This window comes from Oligosphaera ethanolica (assembly GCF_030814695.1).
Taxonomy (GTDB): Bacteria; Verrucomicrobiota; Lentisphaeria; order Oligosphaerales; family Oligosphaeraceae; genus Oligosphaera; species Oligosphaera ethanolica.
Genome location: NZ_JAUSVL010000001.1, coordinates 3,988,603 through 4,002,367, shown reverse-complemented (window position 1 = coordinate 4,002,367; position 13,765 = coordinate 3,988,603). Strand labels below are relative to the sequence as shown.

12 protein-coding genes are annotated in these 13,765 nt (G+C 63.1%); 11 read left to right on the top strand and 1 reads right to left on the bottom strand.

All coding sequences use genetic code 11. The features are described from left to right. Positions 1–39: 39 nt before the first annotated feature. The 6 genes from J3R75_RS13935 (at position 40) to J3R75_RS13910 (ending at position 7,420) form a co-directional block, all read left to right on the top strand. Entirely contained in the window at positions 40–1,047 is a 1,008-nt protein-coding gene (locus J3R75_RS13935) for an ABC transporter ATP-binding protein (protein WP_307262606.1), read from the top strand. 251 nt (positions 1,048–1,298) lie between these two features. Further along, positions 1,299–2,384 carry a sugar transferase gene (locus J3R75_RS13930; protein ID WP_307262603.1) on the top strand — a complete coding sequence of 362 codons (1,086 nt, stop codon included), beginning with the start codon at positions 1,299–1,301 and terminating at the stop codon, positions 2,382–2,384. Between the two features lie 151 nt (positions 2,385–2,535). Beyond that, positions 2,536–3,603 (top strand): redox-regulated ATPase YchF, encoded by a 1,068-nt coding sequence (gene ychF, locus J3R75_RS13925; RefSeq protein WP_307262600.1) that lies wholly within the window; start codon positions 2,536–2,538, stop codon positions 3,601–3,603. Continuing rightward, positions 3,596–4,129, top strand: coding sequence for a hypothetical protein (locus tag J3R75_RS13920; protein WP_307262598.1), 534 nt, complete (start codon positions 3,596–3,598; stop codon positions 4,127–4,129). The genes ychF and J3R75_RS13920 overlap by 8 nt, the downstream gene beginning before the upstream one ends. A 35-nt stretch (positions 4,130–4,164) precedes the next feature. Continuing rightward, positions 4,165–5,751: a bifunctional shikimate kinase/3-dehydroquinate synthase gene (locus tag J3R75_RS13915; RefSeq protein WP_307262596.1), complete on the top strand. Its 1,587-nt coding sequence runs from the start codon at positions 4,165–4,167 to the stop codon at positions 5,749–5,751. A gap of 133 nt (positions 5,752–5,884) precedes the next feature. Then, positions 5,885–7,420, top strand: a complete 1,536-nt coding sequence (locus J3R75_RS13910; RefSeq protein ID WP_307262593.1) for a hypothetical protein — start codon at positions 5,885–5,887, stop codon at positions 7,418–7,420. A gap of 457 nt (positions 7,421–7,877) precedes the next feature. Here J3R75_RS13910 and J3R75_RS13905 read toward each other — a convergent pair whose 3' ends face one another. Then, positions 7,878–8,561, bottom strand: a complete 684-nt coding sequence (locus tag J3R75_RS13905) for a phosphoribosylaminoimidazolesuccinocarboxamide synthase (RefSeq protein ID WP_307262590.1) — start codon at positions 8,559–8,561, stop codon at positions 7,878–7,880. Between the two features lie 324 nt (positions 8,562–8,885). On the opposite strand from J3R75_RS13905, the gene J3R75_RS13900 reads away from it, so the two are divergent. The 5 genes from J3R75_RS13900 (at position 8,886) to J3R75_RS13880 (ending at position 13,749) form a co-directional block, all read left to right on the top strand. Continuing rightward, positions 8,886–9,290, top strand: a complete 405-nt coding sequence (locus J3R75_RS13900; protein WP_307262586.1) for a DUF2946 family protein — start codon at positions 8,886–8,888, stop codon at positions 9,288–9,290. Between the two features lie 242 nt (positions 9,291–9,532). After that, positions 9,533–11,062 carry a TonB-dependent receptor gene (locus J3R75_RS13895; RefSeq protein WP_307262584.1) on the top strand — a complete coding sequence of 510 codons (1,530 nt, stop codon included), beginning with the start codon at positions 9,533–9,535 and terminating at the stop codon, positions 11,060–11,062. 57 nt (positions 11,063–11,119) lie between these two features. After that, on the top strand, positions 11,120–12,166 hold the full coding sequence (locus J3R75_RS13890; RefSeq protein WP_307262581.1) for a metal ABC transporter substrate-binding protein: 1,047 nt from the start codon (positions 11,120–11,122) through the stop codon (positions 12,164–12,166). Between the two features lie 30 nt (positions 12,167–12,196). Beyond that, positions 12,197–12,892, top strand: a complete 696-nt coding sequence (locus J3R75_RS13885; protein ID WP_307262579.1) for a metal ABC transporter ATP-binding protein — start codon at positions 12,197–12,199, stop codon at positions 12,890–12,892. Then, entirely contained in the window at positions 12,889–13,749 is an 861-nt protein-coding gene (locus tag J3R75_RS13880) for a metal ABC transporter permease (RefSeq protein WP_307262576.1), read from the top strand. Before J3R75_RS13885 ends, J3R75_RS13880 begins: the two co-directional genes overlap by 4 nt. Positions 13,750–13,765 lie beyond the last annotated feature (16 nt).

Below are 13,765 nucleotides of genomic sequence, written 5' to 3'. Positions count from 1 at the left end.
CCCGTTGCCGCCCCACCCCTTCGGCGCCGCCCCCCCACCATGACTGACCACGCCACAGCCCAGCCGCCACTGGTCCAAGTCAAGGACCTCTGCGTCGATTTCCAGACGGAAAACGGCTGGCTGCGCGCTGTCGATCATCTGTCCTTCGCCATCCCGAGGGGGACGACCTTCGGCCTCGTCGGCGAGTCAGGCTGCGGCAAAACCGTCACCGCCATGAGTATACCACGACTGGTGCCACAGCCACCCGGCCGCATCAGCCAGGGCGAAATCATCTTCAATGGCCAGGACCTGCTCAAACTCCCCGCCACAGCCATGCGCGCCATCCGTGGCAAGGACATCGGGGTGATCTTCCAGGAACCCATGACTGCCCTGTCGCCCCTGCATCGCATCGGCGAACAACTCGCCGAGGTCATCCACATTCATCGCCAGGTGTCCCGCAAAGACGCCCTGGCCAGCGCCGGCGATTGGCTGCTGCGCGTGGGCATTCCCGATCCCGCCCAACGCCTGCGCGCATACCCCTTCGAGCTCTCAGGCGGTATGCGCCAGCGCGTGATGATCGCCATGGCCATGATCCTGCGCCCACAACTGATTATCGCCGACGAACCCACCACCGCCCTGGACGTGACTATCCAGGCGCAGATTCTCGATCTCATGCGCTCCATGCTCGACGAGCACACCAGTCTCCTCATGATCACCCACGACATGGGCGTGATCTGGGAAATGTGCAGCAGCATGGCCGTAATGTACGCGTCGCGCATCGTCGAAACCGGCCCGGTCCGCGAGCTCTTCGCCAATCCCCTCCATCCCTACACCCGCGGCTTGATGCAGGCCATTCCCGCCATCCAACGCGACGCCAAGCGTCTCAGTCATATCCCCGGCCAGGTACCCTCCCTGCTCAATCTTCCCGCCGGCTGCGCCTTCGCCGACCGCTGCCCGCACGTCATGCCGCAATGCCGCCTGAATCCCCCACCGCCACTGCGCCCGGTCGGCAAACAACACGTCGCCTGTCACCTCCACAACGCCAAGCCACCGGCCGCCACGACCTGACCGCGCTATGCGCGCCACCCCGCCCCCCCCTGCGTTCCCCTCAACCGCCTCTCCCCAGTCAGGCAACCCCTCGCCCCATCGCTCTCCCCGCACGCAATCGCTCTTCCTTCGTGCAATCGCTCTCCCCTCTCCCAGCCACACTCCGCCCCACGGGCCATGCCCTCGCCTCACTGCCGCCAATAGTGGCGGCCCGCCCTGCGTTTCCACTGCAGTAAACGCCGTGCCAGCCGTCATTGCCAACTGGGCCGACCATGAAATCCCCACTCGCCCGCGTCATCCTCCTCGCCCTTGCCGACGCCTTGCCGCCAACGCTCTGCGCACTGGCCGCAATGGCCGCCTGCGCGCACAGCGCCGGGGGCACCCTCCCACATGCCACCCCCGCTACCGCCTGGCCGGCCCTCGCACTCTATCTGGCCACCAACGCCGCGGCCGGCCTGTACCGCGGCGGCTCTTTGCAGACCACGGCCATCTTCAGTCACGTGCGCGACATGCGCCGACTCTTTGCCACCCTGACCTTCGCTCACGCCGCCCTAGCCTGGCTACTCTGGCGCCAAAACCAGCTACATGGCCCGCTGGCCCTGCTCCTGCCTCTCTGCTGGCTGCTATCATGCCTGGCGGCCATGCCGACCCGCCGGCTTATGCGCCAGCTCAGCGGCAGCACCCAGCGGCACCTGTGTCCCGAAGACATCCTCCGCGACGTCTGCCAGTGCCCGCCGCAACGCGGCCGCCACCGCCGCGTCCTCAAAACCGTTCTTGAGGGCATACTGGCCATCCTCGCCCTGCTCTGCTGCTGGCCACTCCTGCTGCTTATCGCCGCCGCCGTCAAAATCACCAGCCCAGGCCCCGTCATCTATCGCGCCCGCCGTCTCGGCAAAGACGGCCAGCCCATCCGCGTCTGGAAATTCCGCACCATGTACCAGCATGCCGATGAACGCCTCCATACTGTCCTCGCGCATAACCCCGCTCTCGCTGACGAATGGCAACGCCGCCAGAAGCTCGACCACGACCCGCGCGTCACCCCCCTCGGGCACTTCCTCCGCCGCAGCAGCCTCGACGAACTGCCACAGCTCGTCAATGTCCTCCAAGGCGACATGGCCGTCATCGGCCCCCGCCCCATCGTCGACGACGAGGTCGCCCGCTACGGCGAATTCTACCCCATCTTCGCCAGCGTCAAACCCGGCATCACCGGCCTCTGGCAAGTCTCCGGCCGCAATCAGCTCAGCTACCCCACCCGCGTCGCCCTCGATGTCGCCTACGTCAACAACTGGTCCATCTGGCTCGATCTCTATATCCTCCAAAAAACTGCCCTCGAAATCCTCCGCGGCAAAGGCAGCTGACCGATTACACCCTCCTGGCGTCCTTCCACCGCGCCGGGCAAGTAAAAATGCCTTTGGGGATTTATGTTATGTAGTTTCATGACTACAGCGTCAGCTCACCCGCTGCGCTGCGGCTTTTCACCTGCACATCTCCAACCAGAGGCCCCTCGCTATGAATCTCGGACTTATCGGCTTGCCCCAGGTGGGCAAAAAAACCGTTTTCAGACTGCTCACCGGCCTTGTCGCCGAAAAGGCCCCCAGCAAAGACGGCATCAGCTACGGCATCGCCACCGTGCGCGATCCCCGTATCGACGCCCTCAGCGCCATGTTCTCACCCAAAAAGACCAAATACGCCGAAATCGAAATCGCCCTTCCGCCCGATATCCAGCCCGACAACGCCCGCGGCGCCGCCTGGCTCGATCCCATCCGCCGCACCGACGCCATCATCCACGTGGTCCGCGCTTTCGCGTCCGACCATGTCTTCCACATCCTCAATGATGTCAATCCCGCCCGCGATATCGAAACCGTCGAACTCGAATTCCTCTTCGCCGACCTCGATATGACCGAACGCCGCCTCGAACGCATCAACAAAGAACTGCGCATCAAGGCCAGCCCCCAGAAGGAAAAAGAAAAAGAGGTCATTACCCGCTGCCACGACCAGCTCCAGGCCGAAAAACCTCTCCGCAATGTCGAATTCAGCGAAGAAGACATGAAGCTCATCCGCTCCCTCCAATTCCTCACCCTCAAGCCCATGATCACCGTCATCAATGTCGGCGAAGACATCGCTGCCGCCCAAAAGGAGCACGCAGCCCTCGCCGCCGAGCTCAGCGCCCGCGGCGACACCGTGGTCTTCCTCTCCGCCGCCATCGAACAGGAACTATCCGAACTCGACAGCGCCGAACGCCAGGCTTTCATGGACGACCTCGGCATCACCGAGCCCGCTTCCCACCGCTTGTCCCGCTCGGCCTTCGAATGCCTCGGCCTCATCAGCTTCTTCACCTGCGGACCCGACGAAGTCCGCGCCTGGCCCGTCACCGCCGGCTCAACCGCCCCGCAGGCCGCCGGCAAAATTCACTCCGATCTCGAACGCGGCTTTATCCGCGCCGAAACCATCAGCTATGACGCGCTGATCGCCGCCGGCTCCGAAAAAGCCGCCAAGGAAGCCAAACTCCACAAACTCAACGGCAAAGACTACGTCGTCCAGGACGGCGATGTCATCGAAATCCGCTTCAATGTCTGATCAGCAACTCAATTTCAAACCCACCAATGCCGCCCGCAGCGTCTTTGCGCGTCTTCTGACGCCGCGGACGGTCATTTACCTCATCGCCGTCCTCGGCGTGCTGTTCTTCATCCGCCGCTACGAAGACCCGGCTCAGCTGCAACCCGCCGGCGCCACCCCCGAAAACAGCGCCCAGGCGCTCAAATTCGAGCCCGTGGCGACCCCGGCAGTCCTCAGCCAGCCCACCGAGCGCTTGCCCATGCTGCTCGTCTTCGATCCCGGCGACACCGCCCTGCCCGAGCTCATCAGCACGCTCCGCGAGCAGTTCGCCGGCCGGTGCAACATCACCCGCGTCGATGTCAGCAAAGACCCCGGCGCCCTCGCGCACTTCAAAATCAGCCAGGCGCCCGCCGCCCTCCTCTACGACCGCGACAACCACGAAGTCGCCCGCCATTCCGCCCCCCTCGCCGGCGCCGCTACCCTGCAAACCTGGCTGGCCACACAGCTGCCGCCAGCCGACGACGACGACGACGACGCCGACCACTGACGCCTTCCACCCGACAGCATGAACACGAGGATACGATGGATAATATCTACCTGACCGGCTTCATGGGCTGCGGCAAGTCGACCCTTGGCAAAGTCCTCGCCGAACACCTCCGCCGACATTTCGTCGATATGGACGCCATGCTCGTCAAGACCATCGGCATGCCCATCGACCAGTTCTTCCAACTCCACGGCGAAAAGGCCTTCCGCCAACGCGAATACGACCTGCTCAAACGCCTCGCCCAGCACGACCGCCTCGTCGTCGCCACTGGCGGCGGCGTTCCCTGCAATGCCGCCAACCGCGAACTCATGCTGGCTTCCGGCCACATCGTCTTCCTCGACATGCCCCTGGCCAGTATCCGCGACCGCCTCAGCGCCGCCGAAATCGCCGTCCGCCCCAAATGGCAGACCGACGACGGCGAGCTCCAGAAGCTCTTCGCCAGCCGCCGACCGCACTACCGGCGCGACAGCATCGCCATCGACGGCGAATTGCCCCTGGCTGACAAAGTCGCCATCATCCAACGCAAGCTCTTCCCACCAAAACAGTGCCCCGTCAATCTCAACGGCGTCACCCACACCCTCACCGCGACTTTCACGCCCGAAATCGCCCTCCAACAGTGGCTCGCAGCCCGCACCGAGGCCTACTCCCGCATCGTCTTCCTCTGCGACTATCGCTGCGCCGACCTCCACGCCGAACGCTTCCGCCCGCGCTTCCCCCACGCACTCTTCATCAGCGTCCAACCCGGCGAAACCAGCAAGTCCCTCCGCCGTGCCGAAGCAATCTACAAACAGCTGCTCGCTGCCAATATCGGCCGCGACGCGCTCCTCGTCGCCCTCGGCGGCGGCGTCGTCACCGACCTCGGCGCCTTCGTCGCCGCCACCTACAAGCGCGGCATCGACTGCGTGCTCGTTAGCACCACCCTCCTCGGCTGCGTCGACGCCAGCATCGGCGGCAAGGCCGCCGTCAACGTCGGCGACTGGAAAAATCAGGTCGGGCTCTTCACCCGCCCACAGGCTGTCTTGCTCGACTGCGGCAGCTTCTGGACCCTGCCCGGCACTGCCATCCGGGACGGCCTTGTCGAAGCCTACAAAACCGGCATCGTCCTCGACCGCGACTTCATGATCTGGATTGAAGAACAGCTGCCCATACTGCTCAGCGGCGACAGCGTCCTGCTCGCCCACACCGCCTTCCAGTCGGCATTCCTCAAAGCCGCCGTCGTCAAGGAGGACTTCCTGGAACGCGGCCTGCGCAAGGTCCTGAATCTCGGCCATACCTACGGCCACGCCGTCGAAACCTGGAACCACTGCCGCGTCAGCCACGGCCGCTGCGTCGCCGCCGGCCTGCTCGCCGCCCTGGCCATCAGCCAACAACGCCAGCTCGTCAGCGCCGCCTGGGCCGCACCCCGCCGCGCACTGCTCAATGCGCTCATCGGCCAGCCCTTCGCCCTCCCCAACGCCGAACAGGCGTGGCCAATCATGGCCAATGACAAGAAAAACCGCGGCCGCAAAGTCCTCTTCGTCCTCATGACCGAGGCCGCCCCGGGATATGCTTTCGTCAATGACGTCAGCCCCGCCGACCTCGACCAGGCCCTCGCCGAGCAACTTTTTCCAGATAAGCACAAATAATTACCAGCGCCCCACAGGTTTCCCCTTCCTTGCCTGAGTATCCTTTCTTATGCACGCCGCAGCGTGGTCACGCAGGGACGGTTTTTCCGTTCCCGGACCAGCGGCAAAATCCTCAAGGCATGGGACGGAACAGATGAGCGAGCTGAAGATCGGCTGGGCGACGCGGGACATCTCCACAGACAAACCTGTCAATATCCCCGGGCAATTCCACATGCGCATCTCAAAGGGCGTGCGCGACCCGCTGCTGGTCAACGCCCTGCTCATCGACGACGGCAAGGACCTCGTCGTCTTCCTCTCCGCAGACCTCGTGGTCATCCGCTCCGGGCTCGTTGACGACGTGCGCGCCAAAACCGCCCAGCTTCTCAAGGGCTTCCCCGTCGATAAAATCATTATGAATGCAACGCATTCCCACACGGGCGCCAGTCATTACGCCGACGGCACCATGTGGGCGGCAACCGCCACCGGCTCATCCACCCCCGCGCCGTCACGCATACCCCACGAGGGCATTGAGATCGCCTCCAGCGACGAGTACCGCGATTTCCTCTCCACCCAAGCCGCCGAGGCTATCCGTGACGCCTACAACACCCGCGCGCCCGGCGGCATCGCCTACGGCTACGGCTACGCTGTCGTCGCCCACAGCCGCCGCACGGTCTATTTTGACGACACATCCCTGCGCCCAGGCCAGGCCGGCAACGGCTTCCGGGTCGATGGCCACGGCGTCATGTACGGCAATACCAACGATGACAACTTCAGCCACTTCGAGGCTGGCGCCGACCACTTCATCAATCTGCTCTACACCTTCGACGCCCAGGGCAAGCTCACTGGCGCCATCATCAACGTGCCCTGCCCATCACAGAACTCCGAAAGCGACTGGCAGCTCAGTGCGGATTACTGGCACGATGTGCGCGTCGCCATCCAACACCGCTTCGGGCCAATCCACATCGTCTCCCAGTGCGCCGCCGCCGGCGATCTCGCGCCGCGCATCCTCCACTACCACAAAGCCCAAGCGCGCCGCTTCAAACTCAAATACGGCGGCGGCGACAAAAGTACCCTTGAGCGCAAAGACATCGCCGAACGCATCGCCGTCGCCTTCGCCGAAGTCCTCGACTGGGCCCAGAAAGACATCCGCACCGACCTGCCCATCACCCACGTCGTCAAGACCATCAACCTGCAACGACGCCTGATCAGCAGCGACGAACTCGCCTTCGCCCAGCGCGAATACGACAAGCTCAAGGACGAGCCCTTCAAAACCAGCGGCGACACCCCGCAGAATCTCCTGATGCATAATTCCAAACTGGAAGCCCAGCGCAACCGCTTCCAGCGCATCATCAGTCGCTATGCCACCCAGAAGGAATCGCCGTTGTTGCCCATGGAATTGCATGTCCTGCGCATCGGCGACGTCGCCTTCGCCACCAACCGCTTCGAGCTCTACATGGACTACATGCACCGCATCCAGGCCCGCAGCCCCTTCGCCCAGACTTTTGTCGTCCAACTCACCGGCGTCCCCGGCGCCGATGGCGGCACCTACCTGGCGACCGAACGCGGCGCCGCCAACAAGGGCTACAGCGCCTGTCTCTTCTGCAACTTGGTCTCCCCACAAGGCGGCCAGCAGCTCGTCGATGAAACCGTCGCCGTCCTCAAAAGCATCTACACCGAAGACGGCGTCTAAGCCACCTCGGCAACCATATCTTCCCATGGGGGGAAGCCCACGGCCGGTCCTGCCGCTTCAGGACCGGCCGTTTTCATTCCCCCGAATAACGCCCCACCCGGAAACACTCTCGCGCTGCAAGACAAGCAGCACGGCATGCCGTGCTGCTACAGATACCGCGCCTTCGCGCCTTCGCGTGAGGCAAAATGCCCCCTTTGCGTCTTTTTATCGGCGGCGTGAATTGCCGCGCAGCGGCAAGACAGGCCGCCATTCTTCATCTTCTTCGCGCCTTCGCGCCTTCGCGTGAGACAAAAAAATAGCCGTGTGGCAAGCCGCATGCCTTCGCGTGAGAAAAAAAGGGGCGGATACATAGGTCCGCCCCAACAATTTCGCGCCTTCGCGCCTTCGCGTGAGACAAAAAAATACCCGCGTAGCAAGCCTCATGCCTTTGCGTGAGCGCATCGGCTTAAGGGGAGTCTTATTTGCCCAGCACGGCCGCGACCACGTCGTCGGGCTGCAGCCACTTGCCGCCCCGGAAACAGCGCATATTGCCCGCCGAGATCTCATCAATCAGCAGCAGCTCGTTCTTGGCATTGCGGCCAAATTCGAATTTTATATCGTAGAGATCCAACCCGTGCTCGGCCAGCTTCTTCTTCACGACCGCGCCAATTTTCAGCGTCATGTCCTTGAGCGTGTCGTACTCGTCGCCGCTCATGACGCCAAGCATCACCAGCGCGTCCTTGATGACCAGCGGGTCATTGCGGGCGTCGTCCTTGAACGTCATTTCCACCAGACCCGGCAGGTCCTGGCCCTCTTGGCAGTAGTCGCCATAGCGACGGAAGAAGGACCCGACCGCTTTGTAGCGCAGCACGACTTCCAAGCCCTTGCCAAAAGGCCGACAGGGCTCGACCGTCATCGTCACCGCGTCAGGATCGCTGCCGACGTAATGCGTCTTGATCCCCTCGGCAGCCAACGCCTCAAAGAAATAGCGCGTCAGCAACAGGCAGTTCTTGCCATTGCCATCAATCTTCGCCCCGACCGTATTCGCGCCGGGATCAAACACGCCGTCCGTGCCCGTCACGTCGTCCTTGAAACGCAGCAGAAAATTGCCATCTGCCAAACGATAGACGTCCTTCGTCTTGCCTTTGTATACCAGCTCCATGCACTCGTCCTTTTTTCTCAGGTTTGCAATTCTACTCGCGGCACGCACTTACACCATCCGCGACATTCACCCAACAAACACCAATGACGCCCATTTGAGCACCAAAATGCCCCCGCAACCGCCCGCGCGGCGAGCTTATAATGTACCATCCCCACCCCCGCAACACAACCCTATCATCATCACAACGATAGACTTGCAGCCGCCTTGGCGCGCGCGTCCGGGCAAGGTGATCTTTTTCTCATGGCCAGTCTTGAGAAACATCAGCAAATACGGTATACTCTCGCACGGTTAACAATCCGATATCCCTCGGACCACTCCCCAAGCATGAACCAATCCAGCCAACACAATTCCACACGAATCACGCCATGGCGATTTATCCGCCAACTGGCGCTGTTTGTGTTGCTAGCTGGTAACATCATCGTCCCCGAGCTGCATCATGCCCGGCACAGCTTCGCGATCTGCGATGACACAGCCATCGCCATGGCCGCCGGCCAGCAGTTCCTGACCCAGCCCGGTTGCGCGGACCAGCACCAGCACAACGCCCAGCGCTGCCCGCTTTGCCAGCTCTTCGCACAGCTCTTCAGCGCCACGCCGCCACCGCCTTTGACCTGCACCGCACTGCCAATACTTGCCGTCGCGCCTGTATTCCGCACCCAGCAGGTCCACGCCCGCAAAGCCTCACGCAGCTGCCAATCCCGCGCACCGCCCGTCCTCATTGCCACATGCTGAACACCAGCCGCTTCATGAGCGCCATCGCACGGCGCCATGACGGCCCTGTCGCAGTGTGGGCACCGCGGCTCTCTCCCAGGCAACACCGCCTAGCCGCATAACCAGCGCCAACAAGCGCGCTCTGCAAGCATCGCCATCACGGCGGAGCTCTACCCAGATTGCCCGCTTCCACCGGCGCCTGAACGCCCACCTGCCACAGGATTATCACAGTCTGCATTATCCCCTTTGGCAGGAGGAATTCCATGTTGAAAATGACCCAGCGACTCGCTTTTTTATCCATCGTTGTCGCCTTCACCACCATCATCATCATCCCGATGGCCCGCGCCCAAGACTCGTCCAACCAGGAACTTGCCCAGGTCCTGCGCGAACTCAGTCAGCAGATTCAGGACATCAAAAAAGAACACGCCGCGGCCCTCCAAACCATGCAGCGGGAAATTGACGCCCTCAAAGCCCAGCTGCAACAACAGGCCGCCCAGACCACGCTGCCGTCCACCGTCACCACCGTCACCACCGTCACCGGCGTCCCCGCCGCAGCCGCCATCTCTACCGCCAGCCGCGATGACGACGAACAGGAACTCTACGCCGCCATCAAAAGCAGCGCCGCTGCTATGCTGCCGGCCACGCCGGTCCCCGGCGTGGACCTTGACGCGTCAGTGATCATCGACGGCTTCTACCACTACGACAGTCATAAACTCGGCGTCTCCCACCTCAAGAACTCCCTGGCCGGCTTCAGCCACGCCCATGACCAAGACGACGCCGGTCACGACCATGAGCACAGCGTCATTGAGGACGGCTTCAACCTCCGCCATCTTGAGCTGGGGCTCTCCGCCGCCGTCGACCCCTATTTCACGGCCTGGACCACCCTGGCCTTTGACGACCACGCCTCCGAGGTCGAGGAAGCCGTCATTCAAAGCAGCTCGCTGCCTTGGGGACTGACGCTCAGCGCCGGCAAGATCAAAAGCGGCATCGGCCGCATGAACCACCAGCACTCGCATAACTGGGACTTCTTCGACCAGCCGCTGGTCTATGACGCCCTCTTCGGCGACCACGGCCTGACCGACAAAGGCCTGCAACTCACTTGGCTAGCACCAACGCCCTTCCATTTCCTCATCGGCGCCGAGGCTTTCCAGGGCAACCACGAAACCGTCGCCAACTACCTCGGCAGCGATCCCTTCCCACGCCACAACGGCCCGAGGCTCTTGACCTCTTTCCTCAAATTCGGCCCGCAACTCGACGAGCAACACGCCCTGCAATTCGGACTGTCCTACGTACAAGGCCGCCACCAGGAAGAAGAAGACCACGACGGGCACACCCACTACTTCAATGGCTACAACCGCATCTACGGCGCTGATGTCGTCTACAAATACGACGCCAAACGCCCACACGGCCACGGCGATGTCGTCCTCCAAGGCGAATTCTTCCACCGCCAACGCGATCTCGAACTGCTCAACAACGGCCAGGACTACAACAACTCCCAGGACGGCTATTACCTCCAGGCACTCTACGGCTTCAAGCCACGCTGGCGCGTCGGCGCCCGCTGGGAACAACTCGGCGTCACCAACGACGTCCACGATGTCCACGACGGTAAGCTCAGCTACTGCGCCAGCAACCGCGCCAGCGCCATGCTCGACTGGAAGCTCTCCGAATTCTCACTCCTGCGTATGCAGACCACCAACGGCAACTTCGCCACCGCTCACGGCCGCGAAGACTTCTGGGAATTCATCATGCAGCTGCAAATCAGCATCGGCAAACACGCCGCCCACGACTTCTGAACGCCAACGCCGCAGCCGCCCACTTTCCCGAAACACATATCGAAAGGACAATCTCCCATGAAATATCCCGCATTCCTCATCGTCGCCGCCTTTTTGTGTACTGCGCTGGCCAGTGCCCTAGCTCGCGCCGAGGCGCAGGCCATCCGTATTGTCGCCACCACCACCGACCTGGCTGACATCACCCGCGCCATCTGCGGCGACCTCGCCATAGTCACCAGCATCACCACCGGCCAGGAAGACCCGCACGCCCTCAGCGCCAAACCCGGCTATGTCGTCAGTGCCCGTGACGCCGACCTGTGGATCCGCATCGGCATGGAACTGGAAATCGGCTGGGAAGGCCCGATCCTGCGCGACTCCCGCAACCGCCGCATCCAAGTCGGCGCACCTGGCCATCTTGACGCCTCGACGAACGTCATCCGCCTGGATGTGCCGACCCAGGCCATCACCCGCGCCATGGGCGACGTCCACCCCATGGGCAATCCCCACTACTGGCTAGATCCCCTCAACGGCCGCATCGTCGCCAAGACCATCACCGACAAACTCTGCGACCTCCACCCGCAACACCAGGACGCCTTCCAGCAAAATCTCCGCAACTTCCAAAATGACCTGGACGAACATATGTTCGGCCAGACCCTGGTCGCCCGCTTCGGCGGCGCCAAACTCTGGCGCTTCCTCAACGACGGCACCCTCAAACCGCAACTGGCCGCTGCCGATCTCGGCGCCGGCGATGGCTGGTACGGCCTTCTGGAACCCTACGCCGGCAGCTACGTCGTCACCTACCACCGCAGCTGGATTTATCTCCTGGAGCGCTTCAATCTCCCCGTGCTCGCCGAAATGGAACCCCTGCCCGGCGTGCCGCCCAGCGGCCGGCACCTCGCCAAGCTCGCCCAGGACATGCGCGACAAGCAGGTCCGCGTCATTCTCCAGGAGCCCTTCTACAACCGCAAGGCCGCCGATCTGCTCGCTAAACGCAGCCCCGCGACCGTCCTCGTCCGCGCCAACGCCTGCGGCGGCAGCGCGGAGGCCACGTCCTACCTGGCCATGCTCGACAGCGTCATCCGTGGCCTCCACAACGCCCTCAGCAATGACACCCCCCAGCCATGATCACCAACGCCAAGGCACAGAACCCACCCGATGCAAGACCATATTGTGAGCTCTAACAACCTCAGCGTCGGTTACGGCCGGGACGCCGTGCTCAGCGGAGTCGACCTCCAAATCCCACACGGCATCCTCCTGCCCTTTGTCGGTCCCAACGGCGCCGGCAAATCCACGCTGTTCAACACCCTCCTCGGCCTGCAGGAGCCCCTCGCCGGCAGCATCAGCCGCGACTTCGGCGACAGCCCGCCCGGCTACGTCCCACAGCAAAAGCAGCTCGATCCGCTCTACCCCGTATCGGTTCGCCAGATCGTCGCCATGGGCCTCTACCCGGAAATCGGCCTGGCGCTGCGCGTCCCGCAATGCTTCCAGAAACGCCTCGACCAAACGCTGGCAACTTTCCAGCTCGACCAACACCAGCACAAGCGCTTCGCCGAACTCTCCGGCGGCATGAAGCAAAAAACACTCATCGCCAGGGCCTTCGCCGCCAATAGCGACGTGATCTTCCTCGACGAACCCACCGCCGGCCTAGACGCCGCCGCTGAGACCGCCGTTCTCAATCTTCTCATCGCCATGAACAAACATGCCGGCAAGACCATCCTCATCGCCCACCACCGCCTGGAAGACCTGTCCCGCCTCGCCGCCGACGTCTGCTACGTCAATCACGGGCACGCCCATATCGTCAGCGCCGACCAGGCCATCCAGGAACAACTGCACCCATCGGAAACACTATGATCACGTCTTTTATCTCTCTTGTGGACCTCTTTCCCGCCGCCGTGCTCTCCGGCATCATCATGGCTGTGACCTGCGCGGTCTTCGGCGTCTTCGTGCTTCTGCGGCGGGTAGTCTTCATCAGCATCGCCCTCACCGAATGCGCGGCCTGCGGCATCGCGGCGGCGGCCCTCCTGAATCTACCACCCTTCCTGGGCGCCCTGCTCTGCTGTCTGGTCGCCGTCGCCGCCCTCGCCCACGATTGGGAACAACAGCGCATTCCGCGCGATGCCGTGCTGGGTACAATCTTCGTCGCCGCGGCGGCCCTCAGCGTCCTACTCGTGGCGCGCTCCGGCATGGGCCTGCTGGAGATCAAGGCGCGTCTCTACGGCGACCTCATTCTCGCCAGCTGGGCCGACTGCCTGCTGCTGGCCATTGTGCACCTGCCGCTGCTCCTCTGCGTCATCGTCTTGCTCAAAGCCATCCTTTACAGCTTTCTGGACGGCAATGCCGCGCGACTCATGCGCATACCGGTCCGCACCGTCGAGTTCTGCTTCTTCGTCGCGCTGGGCCTGGTCGTGTCCGCCGCCAGCAAGAGCGGCGGTTCCATGTTGGTCTTCTGCTATCTGGCTGTCGTGCCAGCGACGGCCCTCATGCTCTCCAAACGCCTCGCGATCGTCCTGCCGCTGGCGGCCGTCATCGCCGTGGCCGCCACCCTCATCGGGCTCACCTGCTCTTTCCACTACGACCTGCCCGGCAACCAATGCATCATCATGGCCGCCACCGCGCTCTTCATCGCCCTGCCCACCATCGCCGCCGCAGCCCGCCTGGCACAGCGCTTCGCCGTCGCGCCCGACCGCATAAACACCCCGACAGACTGAGGCGTCCTCCGCGAGA